This window comes from Ancylobacter dichloromethanicus (assembly GCF_018390645.1).
GTDB classification, from domain to species: domain Bacteria; phylum Pseudomonadota; class Alphaproteobacteria; order Rhizobiales; family Xanthobacteraceae; genus Ancylobacter; species Ancylobacter dichloromethanicus.
Map to the genome: position 1 here is coordinate 427,964 of NZ_JAHBGC010000038.1, position 18,061 is coordinate 446,024.

Annotated in this window: 17 protein-coding genes; 5 read left to right on the top strand and 12 right to left on the bottom strand. The window is 69.6% G+C overall.

Annotated elements, in window-relative coordinates:
* Positions 1-6 precede the first annotated feature (6 nt).
* The gene (locus KHC23_RS18335) at positions 7-267 is read right to left on the bottom strand and encodes a PepSY domain-containing protein (protein WP_213374400.1); all 261 of its coding nucleotides are present in this window, start codon (positions 265-267) and stop codon (positions 7-9) included.
* A gap of 210 nt (positions 268-477) precedes the next feature.
* Here KHC23_RS18335 and yddG point away from each other — a divergent pair, with 210 nt between their 5' ends.
* Positions 478-1,380 (top strand): aromatic amino acid exporter YddG, encoded by a 903-nt coding sequence (gene yddG / locus KHC23_RS18340; RefSeq protein WP_213374402.1) that lies wholly within the window; start codon positions 478-480, stop codon positions 1,378-1,380.
* 58 nt (positions 1,381-1,438) lie between these two features.
* Here the strand turns inward: yddG and KHC23_RS18345 are convergent, their stop codons facing one another.
* The 5 genes from KHC23_RS18345 to thpR form a co-directional block, all read right to left on the bottom strand.
* Entirely contained in the window at positions 1,439-1,879 is a 441-nt protein-coding gene (locus tag KHC23_RS18345; RefSeq protein WP_213374404.1) for a cupin domain-containing protein, read from the bottom strand.
* 7 nt (positions 1,880-1,886) lie between these two features.
* On the bottom strand, positions 1,887-2,660 hold the full coding sequence (gene gloB / locus KHC23_RS18350) for a hydroxyacylglutathione hydrolase (protein WP_213374406.1): 774 nt from the start codon (positions 2,658-2,660) through the stop codon (positions 1,887-1,889).
* A gap of 96 nt (positions 2,661-2,756) precedes the next feature.
* The gene (locus tag KHC23_RS18355) at positions 2,757-3,275 is read right to left on the bottom strand and encodes an invasion associated locus B family protein (protein ID WP_213374408.1); all 519 of its coding nucleotides are present in this window, start codon (positions 3,273-3,275) and stop codon (positions 2,757-2,759) included.
* 220 nt (positions 3,276-3,495) lie between these two features.
* Positions 3,496-3,894, bottom strand: a complete 399-nt coding sequence (locus tag KHC23_RS18360; protein WP_213374410.1) for a YkvA family protein — start codon at positions 3,892-3,894, stop codon at positions 3,496-3,498.
* Between the two features lie 110 nt (positions 3,895-4,004).
* Positions 4,005-4,538, bottom strand: coding sequence for an RNA 2',3'-cyclic phosphodiesterase (gene thpR, locus KHC23_RS18365; RefSeq protein ID WP_213374412.1), 534 nt, complete (start codon positions 4,536-4,538; stop codon positions 4,005-4,007).
* 196 nt (positions 4,539-4,734) lie between these two features.
* On the opposite strand from thpR, the gene KHC23_RS18370 reads away from it, so the two are divergent.
* On the top strand, positions 4,735-5,568 hold the full coding sequence (locus KHC23_RS18370) for an MOSC domain-containing protein (RefSeq protein WP_213374414.1): 834 nt from the start codon (positions 4,735-4,737) through the stop codon (positions 5,566-5,568).
* A gap of 99 nt (positions 5,569-5,667) precedes the next feature.
* Here KHC23_RS18370 and KHC23_RS18375 read toward each other — a convergent pair whose 3' ends face one another.
* The 6 genes from KHC23_RS18375 to KHC23_RS18400 form a co-directional block, all read right to left on the bottom strand.
* Positions 5,668-6,735: a DUF4167 domain-containing protein gene (locus KHC23_RS18375; RefSeq protein WP_246544721.1), complete on the bottom strand. Its 1,068-nt coding sequence runs from the start codon at positions 6,733-6,735 to the stop codon at positions 5,668-5,670.
* A gap of 93 nt (positions 6,736-6,828) precedes the next feature.
* Positions 6,829-6,975, bottom strand: a complete 147-nt coding sequence (locus KHC23_RS18380; RefSeq protein ID WP_213374418.1) for a hypothetical protein — start codon at positions 6,973-6,975, stop codon at positions 6,829-6,831.
* A gap of 369 nt (positions 6,976-7,344) precedes the next feature.
* Positions 7,345-8,202 carry a peptide chain release factor N(5)-glutamine methyltransferase gene (gene prmC / locus KHC23_RS18385; protein ID WP_213374420.1) on the bottom strand — a complete coding sequence of 286 codons (858 nt, stop codon included), beginning with the start codon at positions 8,200-8,202 and terminating at the stop codon, positions 7,345-7,347.
* Positions 8,203-8,212: 10 nt separating this feature from the next.
* Positions 8,213-9,310 (bottom strand): peptide chain release factor 1, encoded by a 1,098-nt coding sequence (gene prfA / locus KHC23_RS18390; RefSeq protein WP_213374422.1) that lies wholly within the window; start codon positions 9,308-9,310, stop codon positions 8,213-8,215.
* A gap of 10 nt (positions 9,311-9,320) precedes the next feature.
* The gene (ptsP, locus tag KHC23_RS18395) at positions 9,321-11,588 is read right to left on the bottom strand and encodes a phosphoenolpyruvate--protein phosphotransferase (protein ID WP_213374424.1); all 2,268 of its coding nucleotides are present in this window, start codon (positions 11,586-11,588) and stop codon (positions 9,321-9,323) included.
* Positions 11,589-11,669: 81 nt separating this feature from the next.
* Positions 11,670-12,920, bottom strand: coding sequence for an aspartate kinase (locus KHC23_RS18400; protein ID WP_213374426.1), 1,251 nt, complete (start codon positions 12,918-12,920; stop codon positions 11,670-11,672).
* Positions 12,921-13,079: 159 nt separating this feature from the next.
* On the opposite strand from KHC23_RS18400, the gene ubiG reads away from it, so the two are divergent.
* The 3 genes from ubiG to clpB all read left to right on the top strand — a co-directional run bounded on the left by ubiG (position 13,080) and on the right by clpB (position 17,986).
* A complete protein-coding gene (ubiG, locus tag KHC23_RS18405; protein ID WP_213374428.1) occupies positions 13,080-13,829 on the top strand; it encodes a bifunctional 2-polyprenyl-6-hydroxyphenol methylase/3-demethylubiquinol 3-O-methyltransferase UbiG in 750 nt (249 codons plus the stop codon).
* A 91-nt stretch (positions 13,830-13,920) separates the two neighbouring features.
* On the top strand, positions 13,921-15,192 hold the full coding sequence (locus KHC23_RS18410) for an MFS transporter (protein ID WP_213374430.1): 1,272 nt from the start codon (positions 13,921-13,923) through the stop codon (positions 15,190-15,192).
* A 175-nt stretch (positions 15,193-15,367) separates the two neighbouring features.
* Positions 15,368-17,986 carry an ATP-dependent chaperone ClpB gene (gene clpB, locus KHC23_RS18415; protein ID WP_213374432.1) on the top strand — a complete coding sequence of 873 codons (2,619 nt, stop codon included), beginning with the start codon at positions 15,368-15,370 and terminating at the stop codon, positions 17,984-17,986.
* The last annotated feature ends 75 nt before the right edge of the window (positions 17,987-18,061 follow it).

Here is an 18,061-nt window from a genome sequence, read left to right on the forward strand (position 1 = left end):
ACGGGTTCAGTCGCTCTCGGTCTTGAGAACCTTGCCGCTGGTGGGATCGATGTTCATCCCGACCTTCCGGCCGGCGGCGTTCGCGCCTTCGACCTCCCATTTCCCATCGTCCATCTCGATTTCGGCAATGGTTGCCATTCCATTGTCGTGGGCGATGCGTGTCGCCTCCTCAATGCCGATCGTCGGGGTCTGCGCCGGCGCCGGGGTGGCGGCGAAGGCGAAAAGCGGCAGGATGGCAATGGCGAGGAAGCGAGTCGGCGACGTCATGGGGAACTCCTGAAGCGCGGTGGTGACGCCGGAGGCGACCCGATCGGCCTGCGCCGCCATCGGGTCGGCGCGTGCTCTGGGGCAATCCGTCGCGGCCCGATTGGTTCCCTCATCGGTCGAGTGCTGCTGCCGAAGCCGCGGGCATGCGCCAAGACCCTTGGCTCCACCGTCCGTGCCGGCCATAACGGGTTCCCCATCCAAGGTGTCCCCATGTCGCTTTCGACCGCCCACTCGACCCCCCGCCCGCTCGCCCGCCGTACCGCCACGCTCATCGGCTTCACCGCCATCCTGCTGTGGTCGACGCTGGCGCTGGCCACGTCCTCGACCGGCGCGGTGCCGCCCTTCCTGCTGACGGCGCTGACCTTCGCCATCGGCGGCGCGGTGGGGCTGGCCACGGCACTGGTGCGCGGCGTCGGGCTCTCCGTGCTGCGCCAGCCCTGGCCGGTGTGGCTGCACGGCGTCGGCGGGCTGTTCGGCTATCATTTCTTCTATTTCTCGGCGCTGAAGCTGGCGCCGCCGGCCGAGGCCGGCCTCATCGCCTATCTCTGGCCGCTGCTGATCGTGCTGTTCTCCGCCTTCCTGCCCGGCGAGAGGCTGCGTCCGGCGCATATTGCCGGGGCGCTGATGGGGCTCGCCGGCACGGTGGTGCTGCTCGGCGGGCGCGCCGGCGGCTTCGGCTTCGCGCCGGAATTCGTGCCGGGCTATCTCGCCGCGGCGCTGTGCGCGGTGATCTGGTCGGTCTATTCGGTGGCCTCGCGCCGCTTCGCCACGGTGCCGACCGAGGTGGTGGCGGGATTCTGCCTCGCCACGGCGGCGCTCTCCGCACTCTGCCACGCGCTGTTCGAGCCCGCGGTGTGGCCGGCCGGGGCGGGGGAGTGGCTGGCGGTGCTGGCGCTTGGCATCGGGCCGGTCGGTATCGCCTTCTACACCTGGGACATCGGCATGAAGCGCGGCGACATGCGCCTGCTCGGCGTCCTGTCCTATGCCGCGCCGGTGCTGTCGACGCTGCTGCTGGTGCTGGCGGGCTTCGCCGCGCTGAGCTGGTCGCTTGGCCTTGCCTGCGCGCTCATTGTCGGCGGCGCCGGCGTGGCGACGCTGCTGGCGCGGCGCTAGAGCACGTGCCGATCACTTGCGACGCGCCAACTGATCGGAACACGCCCCCACCGAGGCCTCAGCCCGGCGACCAGCCGGGCGGGGCCAGTTCGAAGCCGGCGAATTCGAACGCCGGCGCCACCGTGCAGCCGATCAGCGTCCAGCCGCCGAGGCTGCGGGCGGACTGCCAGGCGTCGCGCGGCACGATGCGCTGCGGCTCCTCGCCCGCCCCGACGCCCGGTCCCAGAATATGGGGGACGACCGGTCCGGCGCTGTCCCGCGCGATGCGCAGTTCCAGCGGCGCCCCGCCATACCAGTGCCAGATCTCGGCGGCATCGACGCGGTGCCAGTGCGACACCTCGCCGGCGGCCAGCAGATAATAGATCGCGGTCGAGACGGAGCGGCCTTCGGCCGAGCGGCGCACATCGCGAAACGTCTCGCGAAAATGTCCACCCTCCGGATGCGGCGCGAGCGCCAGGAAAGCGATCACGTCCTGCGCGGAAAGTCCGTCCAGCCGCATGGGCACCTCAGCCGCGAAAATTGTTCTTGAGAGCGCGCAGTTCGGTGAACACCGCGCCCGGCTCGGCGCCGGCCAGGCCGATGCGGGCGGCAAGCTCGGGGTCGTCGGCGCGCATGAACGGGTTGGTGGCCTTCTCCGCGCCGATGGTGGTCGGCAGCGTCGGCTGGCCCGCGGCCCGCAGCGCCTCGATCTCCTCCAGCCGGGCGGCGACCGCCGCGTTGTCGGGGTCGACGCTGCGCGCGAAGCGGGCGTTGGCGAGCGTGTATTCGTGCCCGCAATAGACCGAGATGTCGTCCGGCAGGGTGCGCAACCGGGCGAGCGATTCCCACAGGACCGGCGGGGCGCACTCGAACGGACGGCCGCAGCCCATGACGAACAGCGTGTCGCCGGAGAACAGCAGGCGTTCGCCCTCGAACAGGAAGACGATGTGGCCCTTGGTGTGGCCGGGCGTTTCCAGCACCCGTCCCACCAGCCCGCCAACCGCCACCGGGTCGCCGTCCACCACCGCGAAATCGAGCCCGGGAATGGTGTCCTGCTCGGCCTTCGGCCCGATGACGGTGGCGCCGAAGCGCTCCTTCAGCGCCTCGACGCCGGCGATATGGTCGGTGTGGTGGTGGGTGACGAGAATATGCGTGAGAGTCCAGTCCTCGCGCTCCAGCGCGGCGAGCACCGGCGCCACCTCCGGCACGTCGACGACGGCGGTCGCCTCCGTCACCGGGTCGCGCAGCAGCACCGCGTAATTGTCGGCGAGGCAGGGGATGAGCCGCAGTTCGGCGGGCATGATGACCTCGAAGATTGGCGCTACGGAAGTGGCGGGGCAGCGGGCCGCCGCCGACACTCTAGTCCAGGCGCGCGGGCAGCGTCAGCCGCCGTCGCGTCAGCGGCATTCCTGCGCCGCGCGGTCCACCGCTGCGGACACGCCACTCAGAGAATAGGCGTCGGTCGTGACATTTCCACGCAGCGAGGTGCTCTTCACCACCACGTCCCGGCCCTTGCGCATGGCGTCCACCAGTCGCGTCTCCTCGGCGACATTGCGGACCCAGGCGCCGGTGCCGCGGGTATACAGCTCGAAATTGGCCGGGCCGATGGTGAGGGTGGCGTCGGTGCCCTCCTTCAGCGGGAAGCCCATCACCACGCTGACCTCGCCCTTCACATTCTCCGCCGTGCGGGTGGAAATGAAGAAATAGGCCGGGTCGCGCTTGAGGCCGGAAGGCAGGCGGGATTTGGGCTGGGACAGGGCGTAGCAGATCTTGCCGCTGCCGCTGGTGTCCACATAAACCCCCCAGTCGCCGAACTGTCCGACGAGCTTGGGCGCACCCTGGGCTGTGGCGCCGCCTATTCCGATCGCTGCCAGCGCCAAGCCGGCGAGCGCCGCGCGCACGGTGCGTCGTGCCATGGTCTCTGTCCTCCGTATCGTCGGCCGCCGGAGCGGCCCCGTGATTCTCCGTATCGGCCGCCTCAGGGATATCCGCGCGTGCCGCGGCTGTGAACCCTTGGCATTCCGATGGGGCGACTTCGCCGCTTAAATGGCTGAAGACGGGCGGCAAATTGATGGCAGGGCGGAAGCTGTCCCACACAATCCCACCTCGCGCGACACCGTCGGCCCGGGCATCGGCTCAGCTCTGGCGCAGCCGCGCGATGGCCGCCCGGGCGGCCTCCCGGTGATCGGCGCCGATATGGCTGGCGAGAAGGTTGAGCGCGGTGGCGAGCACCGCCGCATCGTCGGTGAAGCCGAGGCCGAGGAAAACATCGGGTACCGCGTCGGTCGGGAGCAGGAAATAGGCGAGGGCGCCGAACAGCAGCGCGCGCACCCGGGTCGGGGTGTGGCGGTCGAGCGCGCAGTAATAGGCGGCCGCGGCATCCTCTGCGAACGGGATGCGCGACAGCGTCGCCGCCAGCTTCGGCCAGAAACGGGTCCTTACGCGGGCCTCGTCCTCGGCACTGGCGCCGAGGCGCTCAATGTCGTCGACATCGAAATCGACATCGACATCGAAAGAAGGGTCGGATCGATACATCGTCTCAGCTCTCCGGAGCGTCCCGGAACGCCCCCGCAAGGTGGCGGCGCCAAATGACCGGTCTCCCCGTCAGATGGTTGCCGACGGGGCTCATTTCAACATCCCGGCCGTCACATCAGCGGGTAGGCGGCTTCCACCCGATAGGGGCCGCCGCCGACCGAGTCGCGCGAGGAATAGAGCACGAAGCGCGAGACCTGGAAGGTGGCGCTGCGGAAATAACCCCGCAAGGCGAGATAGTCCGCCACCTGACGCGGCGCGGCGTCGCGCAGCCGGGCGAGGGTGACGTGCGGGCGGAAATTGCGCCCCTCCGGCGGCAGGCCGATCCGCTTCATGGCCCGTTCGTGCTCGGCCTGAAGCTCGTTCAGCGCCTGGTTGGCCTTCACCCCGACGAAGACCGAATGCGGCTTGTGATTGCCGAACTGGTCCACGCCCGACAGCGTGAGATCGAAGCCGAAACGCTCGATTTCGTCGAGCGAGGCGGCGGCGTCGCGGGCGACCACATGGTCGACATCGCCGATGAAGCGCAGCGTGACATGGTAGAAATCCGGGCTGATCCAGCGGGCGCCTGGCAGGCCGCCGCGCAGCATCGACAAATGCTCGGCGACGTCGCTCGGAATTTCGAGGGCGGTGAAAAGCCGCGGCATGCCCCCTCCTGTATGTTGCCGACAAGGGAACCCGTCGCTGATTGAGACGGATTCGTACGTCGAGGAAAAGCCAAAAATACGACAGACAGAACACGAGCCCGCCCACGCGGCTTGCGGCTGGGCGCGTGCGCTTTCAGGCGGTGCGCAAGCGCTCGTCTCCGGCTGACGCGGGCACCTCAAGCCGATATGGTGAGGCATGATGAGCGAATCGACCGACGATCCCGAACTTTCGACCCCTGGCGCGGAGCCGGCGAAGTCTCTCAGCTTCGCCAGCGTCGATTCGATCTACCGTTACCCCGTCAAGGGGCTGACGCCCGAGCGGCTCGAACTGGTCGAGCTGGAGGCGGGGAAGTATTTTCCCGGCGACCGGCTCTTCGCCATCGAGAACGGCCCTTCCGGCTTCATCGCCGAGGCGCCGGCGTTCCAGCCGAAGATCAAGTTTCTGATGCTGATGCGCAATGAGCGCCTCGCCGCGCTCGACGCCCGCTTCGACGATGCCAGCGCCGAGCTGGTGATCCGCCACGAGGGCACCGAGGTCGTGCGCGGAAAGCTCGACACCGCGGAAGGGCGGGAGGCGATCGAGGCGTTCTTCCAGCGCTATTCGCGCTACGAGCTGCGCGGCGCGCCGCAGGTGCTGGTGGCACCTCAGGGCTTCCGCTTCGTCGACACCACCGAAGGCTATGTGTCGCTGATCAATCTGGCGAGCTGCCGGGCGCTGGGCGAGATTGTCGGGCAGCCGGTCGACCCGCTGCGCTTCCGTGGCAACCTTTATCTTGACGGCATGGAGCCCTGGGAGGAGTTCGACCTCGTCGGCCATACGATCGAGGTCGGCAATCAGGTGCGGCTCAAGATCACCCAGCGCATCTTCCGCTGCGCCGCCACCAATGTCGATCCGGCGACGGCCCGGCGCGACCTGGACCTGCCGGGGACGCTGATGCGCACCTTCGGTCACACCGATTGCGGCATCTTCGCCGAGATCGAGCAGGGCGGGCTGATCGCCGATGGCGATTCGGTGCGGATCACCGTCTGAAGCGCCATGCCGGCGCGCCCGGCCGGCGCACGTTTTTACTCATCGACAAAAAAGGCCCGGCTGAGCCGGGCCTTTTTCGTGTGATGGCGAACGCGGGGCCTATTCGGCGACTTCCGCCGGGGCCGGCTCGCCGCCTTCGCCTTCGGTCTCGCTGCGACGGTAGCGGCGGCGGCGGGTGCGCGGGGCGCGTGCCTCGCCGTCCTCGGCCGCGGCTTCCTCCGGCGCGGCCGCCGGCGGCTTCGCCGCGCGGGAGCGGCTTGGCTTGGGGGCGGGCGCCGGCGCCTCTGCGACCGGCGCGGCCTGCGCCGGCGCAGGATCGGCGGCCGGTGAAACCTCGGCCGGCCTGGCCTCGCTGGCCTCCGGCGCTTCGGCGGGGGCTTCCGCCTTGCGCGCCGGAGCGGGGCTCACCGGCGTCGTGCTGCCGGTCTGGGCGCTGCCGCTCTGGGTGATGAAGGCGGGCAGGCCGATCTCGGCCTCCACATCCGGCCCGAGGCGCGGCTGCGGCTGCTGGGCGGGGTCGCGGTAGCCGGCCTCGCCGCCTTCGCGGGGGGCGCGATTGTCGCGATAGGGACGGTTGTCACGCGCCCAGCGGCCCTCGCGCGGCTGGTCGGGCCGGTCGCGGTCCTGCCGTTCGCCACGGTCGCGGTCCTGGGTGCGGTCCTGATTGCGATCCTGGCCGCGATCGCGGCGGCTGTCGCGGTCGCGAAAGAAGTCGCGCTGGCCTTCGCGCGGCCCGCCTTCGCGCTGGCCGCCCTCGCGCGGACCATTGTCCCGCGCGCCGTTGTCGCGTTGTCCGCCGTCACGCGGGGCCTGCTGCTCGCGGGCCTGGAAGGCCGGCTGCTGGCCCTCGGCGCCGCCCTCCTCCATGTCGTCGTCGAAATCTTCCTCGTCGGCGTTGCGCTGGTAGGGCTGCCCCTGCACGCCGAACTGCGCCTGAGCGGCGGCGATGATGCGATAATAATGCTCGGCATGCTGGAGGTAGTTTTCCGCCGCCACATGGTCGCCGGTGGCCTGGGCATCACGCGCGAGCTGCTGGTATTTCTCGACGACATGTTGCGCGGAGCCACGCACCTTCACATCCGGGCCGTTGGACTCATAGACCCGCGTGAGCGGGTTCTGGCTGCGACGATTGCCGCTGTTGTTATTGTTGTTGTTGCGGCTACGCATACGCTTCTGCTGATTATTATTTCGCATCGAGCTGGGTCTCTGGTGCCGGTCGACAGCGGCGGGGCGAGCCCCGTTCGGTGCCGTGCAGGCGGGTCAATCACCATTGGGTCCGCAGTTCCGCTCCTTCGGCCTGGGGCCATCGGCAACGGCACGGCGGGAAATCTCGCCGTCAGTCGGGGAAAGGCTGCCGCAGGCCGGAACCGCGAGGTTCCAGTCGTGCCACAGGTCGCCGTCGACCATCAGGCTTCTTCCATGGGAGCGCATCTCAAAGATGCCTCGCCGCCGGCCATGCCGACAACGATCCGTCCTGACCGCATTTCTCCGGCCCGGACCCGGCGCGCGCTTTTGCGCAGCAGCCGACCCCATGTTTCATCGCGCAACCGAAGCCGCGCCGATAAACTCTTGGAGCGTTCGCCCCTTTGAAACGGGTTGCATCCCGGCCTTCCGCAAGGGCCCGAATGCCACTGCCAGCGATGAGCACGGTCTCTCGGATCGAGGAGCGACCGGCAGTCAAATCACTAAAAGGCAGATGATGTCTCAGGACGATTCCTGCAAACGACACTAATCGGTTCGGTATCTCGTTCCAAGCCCTTTTTTGCTGCAATGCCATCAAACCCTGGCCGGTCGGGTCACGATGGCGCGTGCGATTCCGGCAAGATCGCGCCGCGCCGCACCATCGGCCGGCAGCCCGGCGGCGGCAAGAAGCGCGGCGACGTCGTCCTCCTGGCCAATCCCGAGTTCCAGCACGGCGCGCCCGCCGGGGGCGAGCAGGCCGGGCAGGGCGTGCGCGAGCGCACGATAGGCATCGAGCCCCTGAGGGCCGCCGTCCAGCGCCAGATGCGGGTCGTGGTGGCGAACCTCGCGGTCGAGCGCGGCGATATCGGTGCTTGGAATATAAGGCGGATTGGAGACCACGAGGTCGAAGCCGCCGCCAAGCGCCTCCGCCCAGTGCCCGACCACCACTGCCGCGCGGGCGCCAAACCCAAGCGCCGCAAGGTTTTGCCGCGCCTGCCGGGCGGCGCCGTGCGACAGGTCGACGCCGATGCCGACAGCGGCCGGATATTCGCCCAGCAGCGCCGCCAGCAGGGCGCCGCTGCCGGTGCCGAGGTCGAGGATGCGCAGCGCGGCATGCCGTTCCGGAAACAGCGCGAGCGCGGCCTCGACCAGCGTCTCGGTCTCCGGGCGCGGCACCAGCGTCTCGGGGGAGAGGGCGAAATCGAGGCTCCAGAATTCGCGACGGCCGACCAGCCGGGCGAGCGGCTCGCCGGCGGCGCGGCGGCTGGCGAGGGCGCGCAGGCGGGCGGCGTCCTCCGCCGGCAGGGCCATGTCGGCGCGGGCGACGAGGTCGAGATCGGTGAGGCCGAGCCCGGCCCTGAGCAGCGCCCGCGCCTCCCGCTCGGGCGCCTCCAGCCCCGCCGCCGCGAAGCCTGCGGCAATCTCGCGCAGCAGGGCGGCACGCGGGATCATCGCGTCGCCCTCACCGCTCGCCCCAGCCGGAGCTTTCCGCCTCGGCGAGCAGCGCCGCCTGATATTCGGTGGTCAGCGCGTCGACCAGTTCGCCCAGCGCGTCGCCGGCGAGAATCTCCGGCAGCTTGTGCAGGGTGAGACCGATGCGGTGGTCGGTCACCCGCGCCTGCGGGAAATTATAGGTGCGGATGCGCTCGGAGCGGTCGCCGGAGCCGACCTGCACCTTGCGCTCGCTGGCGCGGGCGCTGTCGCGTTTCTCGCGCTCGGCCTCGTAGATCTTCGCGCGCAGCATGCCCATGGCGCGGGCCTTGTTCTTGTGCTGGGAACGCTCGTCCTGCACGGCGACGACGGTGCCGGTGGGAATATGGGTGATGCGCACCGCGCTTTCGGTCTTGTTGACATGCTGCCCGCCGGCGCCGGAGGCGCGGAACACGTCGATGCGCAGGTCGTTCTCGTTGATGTCGACATCCACTTCCTCCACCTCCGGCAGCACCGCGACGGTGGCGGCGGAGGTGTGGATGCGGCCCGAGGCCTCGGTGTCCGGCACGCGCTGCACGCGGTGGACGCCCGATTCGAACTTCAGCCTGGCATAGGCGCCGTTGCCATGCAGCGCGGCGACGATTTCCCGGAAGCCGCCGGCGGCGCCTTCGGTCAGCGACAGCACCTCCACCGACCAGCCATTCAGCGCGGCGAAGCGCTCATACATGCGGAACAGGTCGCCGGCGAACAGGGCGGCCTCGTCGCCGCCGGTGCCGGCGCGCACCTCCAGGATGACGCCGCGCTCGTCCATCGCGTCCTTTGGCAGCAAAGCGAGCCGCACGGCGCGGGAGAGGGCTTCCACCTCCTCCTCCAGCGTGTCCGCCTCTTCCTGCGCCAGCGCCGCCATCTCGCGGTCGCCGCGGGCGTCGGTGGCGAGGGCGCGGGCCTCGGAGAGCTGGCGCTCGGCGCGGCGCAACGCCTTCACGCTGTCGACCAGCGGCGAGAGATCGGCGAACTCGCGCGACAGGCGGACATAGGTCTCCGCCTCCGGGCTGCCCGACAGGGCGTGCTCGATCTCGGCATGGCGGGCGAGCAACTGGTCGAGCCGGGCATCGGGCAGGGTGGTCACGCGGCGGTACTCACAACGGCAGGCCGGCCTTCTCGGCAAAGGCGGCGAGCTGCGGGCGCAGCGACGCCACCTCGCCGCGAAGGCCCAGAAGCGGTTCGACGAAGGCGGACGCGGCCGCCAGGTCGAGCTCCAGCAGCATGGCCTTCACCGGGCCATAGGAGGCGGGGGAGACGGAAAGCTTGCGGTAGCCGATGGCGGCAAGCGCCAGCGCCTCCAGCGGGCGCGAGGCCAGTTCGCCGCAGAGCGTGACCGGCTTGCCGTATTCGGCCGCCTTGTCGATGATCATCTTCAGCGCCCTGAGCGCCGCCGGGGCCAGCGCATCGAAGCGGTCGGCGACGCGCGGATTGCCGCGATCGGCGGCATAGAGGAACTGCACCAGATCGTTCGAGCCGACCGAGGCGAAGTCGACCCGGCTGAACAGCAGGTCGAGCTGGAACAGCAGCGCCGGCACCTCCAGCATCACCCCCACCAGCACCCGTTCGGGCAGGCCGTGGCCATGCCGGCGCAGATGGGTCAGCTCGCGCTCGACGATGTGGTGGGCGCGGTCGAACTCGTCAACCGCCGACACCATCGGGAAGATCAGCCGCAATTCGCGTCCGGTGGCGGCGCGCAGCAGGGCGCGGATCTGGCTGCGCAGCAGCCCCGGCCGGTCGAGCCCGAGGCGGATCGCGCGCCAGCCCAGCGCCGGGTTCTCCTCCTCGATCGCCCGCATATAGGGCAGCACCTTGTCGCCGCCGATGTCGAGCGTGCGGAACACCACCGGGCGCTCGCCGGCGGCATCCAGCACCGAGCGGTAGAGCTTGAGCTGCTCGTTGGTGCGCGGGAAGGCGGAGGCGATCATGAACTGCAGTTCGGTGCGGAACAGGCCGATGCCGGTGGCGCCGGTCTCCTCGATATGCGGCAGGTCGACCAGCAGGCCGGCATTGAGGTGCAGCTCGATGGGGATGCCGTCCTTGGTGACGGTCGGCACGTCGCGCAGGGCGGCGTAGCGCTCCAGCCGCTTGGCCCGGAAGCGCACCTTGTCGACATAGGCGGCCTCGACATCGGCGGGCGGGCGGATATGCACCTCGCCGCTGACGCCGTCGACGATCACCGCGTCGCCGGCGTCGACCTGGCCGACCACGTTTTCCATGTGGCCGACGGCGGAGATGCCGAGCGCCCGCGCCACGATGGTGAGATGGCTGGTGGCCGCGCCTTCTTCGAGCACCAGGCCGCGTATGCGGGTGCGGTCATAGTCGAGCAGCGCCGCCGGGCTCATGTTGCGGGCGACGATGACGGCGTTGTCCGGCAGCCGGGCGTGTTCCGAGCCGGCGGCGCGGCCGGTGAGCTGGCGCAGCAGGCGGTTGGCCAGATCGTCGAGATCGTGCATCCGCTCGCGCAGGTAAGGGTCGGTCATGCGCAGCATGCGTGCGCGGGTGTCCGACTGCACGCGCTCGACCGCGCCCTCGGCTGTGAGGCCGGTCATCACCGCCTCGCGCATGCGCCCGATCCAGCCGCGGTCATGGGCGAACATGCGGTAGGCTTCGAGAATCTCGCGGTGCTCGCCGACGCGGGCGACGCCCTCGTCCTCCAGCATGATGTCGATCGAGGCGCGCAGCGTCTCCACCGCGCCGTCGAGCCGCTTCAGCTCGGCGGGCAGGTCGTCGGCGATGACCTTGGTGACCTCGATGCGCGGCTCGTGCAGCACCACATGGCCGAGCCCGATGCCTTCCGACAGGGACAGGCCCTTGAGGTGCAGCGGGCGGCGGGCGGCGGGCTCGGCGCCGGGCAGCGCCATGGCGGTGAGTTCGCCCGAGGCGATGATCTCGGCCAGCACCATGGCCGTGGTCTGCAGCGCCTCGATCTCCTCCTCGGTATAGGAGCGGTGGGCGCGGTTCTGCACCACCAGCACGCCGAGCGTGTTGCCGGCGCGCAGGATCGGCACGCCGAGGAAGGAGTGGTAGATTTCCTCGCCCGTTTCCGGCCGGTAGGAGAAGGCCGGGTGCGCCTGCGCGTTGGAAAGGCTGATCGGCTCGGCCTCGCGGGCGACGGTGCCGACGAGGCCCTCGTCGATGCGCATCACGGTCAGATGGACGGCGGTGCGGTTCAGGCCCTCGGTGGCGTAGAGCTCCAGCGTGCCGTCCACGCGCAGCACATAGACCGAGCACACCTCGGCCACCATGTTGGCCGCGATCAGCACCACGATCTTGTCGAGGCGGTCCTGCGCGCTCACCGGCTCCGCCATGACCTCGCGGAGACGCCTCAAAAGCACGCGCGGGCCGCCGAGCGCGCCACGCATTGGCCGTCCTCGGTTTCCGGGAGCCGCGATCCCGGAGCGTCACTTAAGGCGACGCGACTCGCGCCGCGCCGTTGCCTGACTTCAGGCGTCGAGCCCGTATACCGAATGCAGCGTTCGCACGGCAAGCTCGGTATAGGCCGCGTCGATCAGCACCGAGATCTTGATCTCGGAGGTCGAGATGGCGCGGATGTTGATCCCGCGCTCGGAAAGCGCCTTGAAGGCGCGGGCCGCGACACCCGCGTGCGAGCGCATGCCGATGCCGATGATCGAGACCTTCACCACATCGGTGGCGCCCTCGATGCTCTGGAAGCCGATCTCGCCGCGCACATCGGCCAGCGCCGCCTTGGCGCGCTCGAAATCGGCGGTCGGCACGGTGAAGGTGATGTCGGTGAAGCCCTCGGCCGAGATGTTCTGCACGATCATGTCGACATTGATGTTGGCGTCCGCCAGCGGCACGAACACGTTGGCCGCGATGCCGGGCTGGTCCGGCACATGGCGGATGCTGACCTGGGCTTCGTCCCGGGCGAAGGCGATGCCGGTGACGACTTCACTCTCCACGATTTCCTCCTCGTCGCAAATCAGTGTGCCGGGCGGGTCGCCGGCGGTCTTGAGTTCCGGGGCGTCCGGATCGGTGAAGCTGGAGCGCACGAAGGTGCGCACCTTGTGTACCATGGCTAGCTCGACCGAGCGCACCTGAAGCACCTTGGCGCCGAGCGACGCCATTTCCAGCATTTCCTCGAAGGCGACCTTCTCCAGCCGGCGCGCCTTGGGCACGATGCGCGGGTCGGTGGTGTAGACGCCGTCGACATCGGTGTAGATGTCGCAGCGGTCGGCCTTGATGCCGGCGGCGACCGCCACCGCGCTGGTGTCCGAGCCGCCGCGGCCGAGCGTGGTGAGCCGGCCGGTCGGCAGGTGGATGCCCTGGAAGCCGGCGATCACCGCCACCTCGCCCCGGGCGAAGCGGGCGACGATCTCGTCGCCATTGACGTCGAGGATGCGCGCCGCGCCATGGGCGTCGTCGGTCGAGATGGGAAGCTGCCAGCCGAGCCAGGAGCGGGCGGAAATGCCCATGTCCTGCAGCACGATGGCCAGCAGGCCGGAGGTCACCTGCTCGCCGGAGGCGACGATGGAGTCATATTCGCGCGCGTCGTGCAGCATTGCCGCCTCGCGGCACCAGCCGACCAGCTCATTGGTCTTGCCGGACATGGCGGAGACGACGACGGCGACCTGGTGGCCGGCTTCCACTTCCCGTTTGACGTGCCGCGCGACGATGCGAATGCGCTCAATGTTGGCGACCGAGGTGCCGCCGAACTTCATCACCAGACGTGCCATTGCGGGAAACCGTACCGTGTTCTTCTGTGGGGCCGGGCGGGAGAAAGTGGGCTCCCGGCCCAAAAGGCGCGTATACATATCCACCTCGCGCCGCGCCCGCAACGCCGCTGCGCGAGCTTGGAATCCCTCTCGGCACCGCCGGGCGAAGATGAGGCGTCGATGTCTGCAACCGCCACTACCGTCGATCCCCGCGAAGTCGAACGCTTCGCCGCGCTCGCCGTCGAATGGTGGAACCCGCGCGGCAAGATGCGGGTGCTGCACCGGTTCAACCCGGTCCGGCTGGCCTATCTGCGGGAGAAGATCACTGCCCATTTCGGCCGCGACCCGCGCGACATCCGGTCGCTGGAGGGATTGCGCATCCTCGACATCGGCTGCGGCGGCGGCCTGCTCAGCGAGCCGCTGGCGCGCATGGGGGCCCGCGTGGTCGGCATCGACCCGGCCGAGCGCAATGTGCGCATCGCCGCGCTGCACGCGCAGGAGAGCGGCATTGCCGTCGACTACCGCGCCACCACCGCCGAGGCGCTGGCCGATGCCGGCGAGCGATTCGACGTGGTGATGGCGATGGAAGTGGTGGAGCATGTCGCCGATGTGGGCCTGTTCCTCGCCCGCGCGGCCGAGATGGTGACGCCGGGCGGCCTCATGGTGGCGGCGACGCTGAACCGCACCAAGCGCTCCTTCGCCCTCGCCATCGTCGGCGCCGAATATGTGCTGGGCTGGCTTCCTAGGGGCACCCATGACTGGAACCGCTTCGTCACCCCGGAGGAACTCCAGGCGGCGCTGGAGGCGGGCGGGCTCGAAATGATCGACCGCGAGGGCGTGGTGTTCAACCCGCTGGCGGATGAATGGCGGCGCTCCAGCGACCTCTCGGTCAACTACATGATGCTGGCGGAGCGGCGCGCGGCCGCCTAGCATCGCCCTCCCGGCAAGGATCGCGCGGGCCGCCGGAACCACCCGGCCGCCGGCGGCTTATCGGTGCGATGCCACCGCCGGAACCCCCTTCATGCGCGCCTCCGCCTCCATACCCACCGCCGCGTTGCTCTCCCCGCTCGCGGCGCTTGCCGCACTGAACCTGTTCCTCGCCGATGTGCGCGACGGGCTCGGGCCATTTCTCGGCGTGTTTCTTCAGGAAAAGGCCTGGAGCCCGTCCGAGATCGGCCTCGTCATGACGCTGGGCGGGCTCGTCGCCATGCTCGCGACCATGCCGATGGGGGCGCTGGTCGATGCGAGCCGCGCCAAGCGGGCGATCATCGTGTTCGGTTCGCTCGCCATCCTCGCGGCCTCGCTGACCATCCTCGCCGTGCCCCATTTCGCGACGGTGGCGGTGGCGCAGGCGGTCAACGGCATCGCCGCCGCCGCCCTGCTGCCGGCCATTGCCGGGCTCACCCTCGGCCTTGTCGGGCCGAACGGCTTCGACCGGCAACTGGGGCGCAACGAGGCGTTCAACCACGCCGGCAACATCCTCGCCGCGGTGCTGGCGGGCGTGCTGGGCTGGTGGTTCGGGCTGCCGGCGGTGTTCGCGCTGCTGGGCGCGATGGCGGTTCTCGGCGCCCTGTCCGTGCTGGCCATTCCGGCCGACGCCATCGACCATGAGGCGGCGCGCGGTGCCACCGCCGCCCCGGCCGGGGCGGGCAGGGCCCGCGAGAGCATCGGCCGGCTGCTGCGCGAGCCGGCGCTGGTCACGGCGGCGATCACCTTCGCCCTGTTCCATCTCGGCAATGCGGCGATGCTGCCGCTGTTCGGGCAGGCCATGGTGGCGACCGCCGGGGCGGACCCCAGCGCGCTGACCGCGACCACGGTGGTGGTGGCGCAGGGCACGATGATTCCGATGGCGCTGGTCGCCGCGTGGCTGGGCGCGCGCCGGGGCTATCGTCTGGTGCTGCTCCTTGCCCTCGCGGCGCTGCCGGTTCGCGGGGCGATCGCGGCGGCGGCGGTGCATTACGGGGCGTTCTGGGCGCTCATTCCGGTGCAGGTTCTCGACGGCGTCGGCGCCGGCCTGCTCGGGGTGGCGACTCCCGGCCTCGTGGCGCGCATCCTCGCCGGGTCGGGCCGCTTCAATCTCGGCCTCGGCTTCGCGATGACGGCGCAGGGCATCGGCGCCTCGCTGTCCACCCTGCTCGGCGGGTTGGTGGCGCAGCAGTTCGGCTATCCCTCCGCCTTCCTCGTGCTGGGGGCGGTGGCGCTGCTGGCGGCCGGCGCCTATGTGATCGGCGGCTGCCCGGGCGGCACCGGTTCCGCGCGGGCAGCTGCTGCGGCGAAGCCGGCAGGGGCCTGAGGAAAATCCGCTTTTGATCCTGCGCAACGCCCTTCCGTTGCCGTTTCGCCACACTACATGAGGACCGACGGATCGCCGCAACGGGGTCCGTTACGGCGGCCGGGATACGGGCGCCGTCGTCCCGAGAGACCGTTCGTGCCGACAGGGCGGACGGCGGGCCAGGAGGCAACGCGAAATGAATTTCGAGATCTACACCGAGCGCGCGCGCGGATTCGTCCAGTCCGCCCAGTCGCTGGCCCTGCGTGAGGGCAACCAGCAGTTTACCCCCGAGCACCTGCTCAAGGTGCTGCTCGACGATCCGGAGGGTCTGTGTGCCGGCTTGATCGCCCGCACCGGCGGCGATCCCCGCATCGTGCTCGCCGACACCGAGGCGGCGCTGAAGAAGCTGCCCAAGGTGCAGGGTTCCGGCGCCGGCCAGGTTTATCTGGCCCCCGGCACCGCGCGGGTGTTCGAGGCCGCCGAGCAGGCGGCGAAGAAGGCCGGCGACGGCTATGTCACCGTCGAGCGGCTGCTGCTCGCGCTGGCGCTGGAGAAGGACAGCGAGGCCGGCAGGATACTCGCCAAGGCCGGCGCCACGCCGCAGAAGATCAACACCGCCATCGAGGCGCTGCGCAAGGGCCGCACCGCCGACAGCGCCACGGCGGAGAACGCCTATGACGCGCTGAAGAAATATTCCCGCGACCTCACCGAGGCGGCGCGCGAGGGCAAGCTCGACCCGGTCATCGGCCGCGACGAGGAAATCCGCCGCACCATCCAGGTTCTCTCCCGCCGCACCAAGAACAACCCGGTGCTGATCGGCGAGCCCGGCGTCGGCAAGACGGCGATCGTCGAGGGTCTCGCTTTGCGCATCGTCGATGGCGACGTGCCGGAGAGCCTGAAGGACAAGCAGCTTCTCGCGCTCGACATGGGCTCGCTCATCGCCGGCGCGAAATATCGCGGCGAGTTCGAGGAGCGGCTGAAGAGCGTGCTGTCCGAGGTGGAATCGGCCGAGGGCGGCATCATCCTGTTCATCGACGAGTTGCACACCCTCGTCGGCGCCGGCAAGACCGAGGGCGCGATGGACGCCTCCAACCTGCTCAAGCCGGCGCTGGCGCGCGGCGAACTGCACTGCGTCGGCGCCACCACGCTCGACGAGTACCGCAAATATATCGAGAAGGACGCCGCGCTCGCCCGCCGCTTCCAGCCGGTCTTCGTCGCCGAGCCGACGGTGGAGGACACCATCTCCATCCTGCGCGGCATCAAGGAGAAGTACGAGCTGCACCACGGCGTGCGGATCACCGATTCCGCGCTGGTGGCGGCGGCGACGCTGTCCAACCGCTACATCACCGACCGCTTCCTGCCCGACAAGGCGATCGACCTTGTCGACGAGGCGTCCTCGCGCCTGCGCATGCAGGTCGATTCCAAGCCTGAGGAACTCGACAGCATCGACCGCGAGATCGTGCGCCTGCGCATCGAGCAGGAGGCGCTGAAGAAGGAGAGCGACACCGGCTCCAAGGACCGGCTGAAGAAGCTGGAGAAGGAACTCGCCAATCTCGAGGAGCAGTCGGCCTCCATCACCTCGCGCTGGAAGGCGGAGAAGGAGAAGCTCGGCGACGCCCAGAAGATCAAGAGCGACCTGGAGAAGGCCCGCGCCGACCTCGCCATTGCCCAGCGCTCGGGCGAGTACCAGAAGGCGGGCGAACTCGCCTATGGCACCATCCCGGCGCTGGAGAAGAAACTCGCCACCATCGAGGCCAAGGACGCGGCCGGCGAGGTGAAGGCCGGCACGATGATGGAGGAGGCGGTGACGCCCGACCACATCGCCGGCGTGGTCTCGCGCTGGACCGGCGTTCCCGTCGACAAGATGCTGACCGGCGAGAAGGAGAAGCTGCTGCGCATGGAGGACGTGCTCTCCTCCCGCGTGGTCGGCCAGAGGGAGGCTGTGGAGGCCGTCTCGACCGCGGTGCGCCGCGCCCGGGCCGGGCTGCAGGACCCGCACCGGCCGATCGGCTCTTTCATCTTCCTCGGCCCCACGGGCGTCGGCAAGACCGAGCTGACCAAGGCGCTGGCGTCGTTCCTGTTCGACGACGACACCGCGCTGGTGCGCCTCGACATGTCGGAATACATGGAGAAGCACTCGGTCGCCCGGCTGATCGGCGCGCCTCCCGGCTATGTCGGCTATGAGGAGGGCGGGGCGCTCACCGAGGCGGTGCGGCGCCGGCCCTATCAGGTGGTGCTGTTCGACGAGATCGAGAAGGCGCATCCGGATGTGTTCAACGTCCTTCTGCAGGTGCTCGACGACGGGCGCCTGACCGACGGGCAGGGCCGCACGGTCGACTTCCGCAACACGCTGATCATCATGACCTCGAATCTCGGCGCCGAATATCTGGTGAACCAGCCCGAGGGACAGGACAGCGAGGCGGTGCGCGAGGAGGTGATGGCGGTGGTGCGTGCGCACTTCCGCCCGGAATTCCTCAACCGCGTCGACGAGATCGTGCTGTTCCACCGGCTGCGCCGCGACCAGATGGGCGCCATCGTCGACATCCAGGTCAAGCGGCTCGACAAGCTGCTGGAGGAGCGCAAGATCGCTCTGGAGATCACCCCGGAGGCGCGGGACTTCCTCGCCGAGAAGGGCTACGACCCCGCCTATGGCGCGCGCCCGCTCAAGCGGGTGATCCAGAAGCTGCTGCAGGACCCGCTGGCCGGCCGCATCCTCGCCGGCACGGTGAAGGACGGCGATATCGTGCGGGTCGAGCGCGGGGCCAACGAACTGCTGTTCGACACCCGCGCCCGCAGCGTGGACGAGGCGGCCTGACCGTCTCCGACCGGCAAAAAGCGAAAGGGCGCCGTGGGGCGCCCTTTTCATTGGTCAGGACCAAGCCACGAGCCG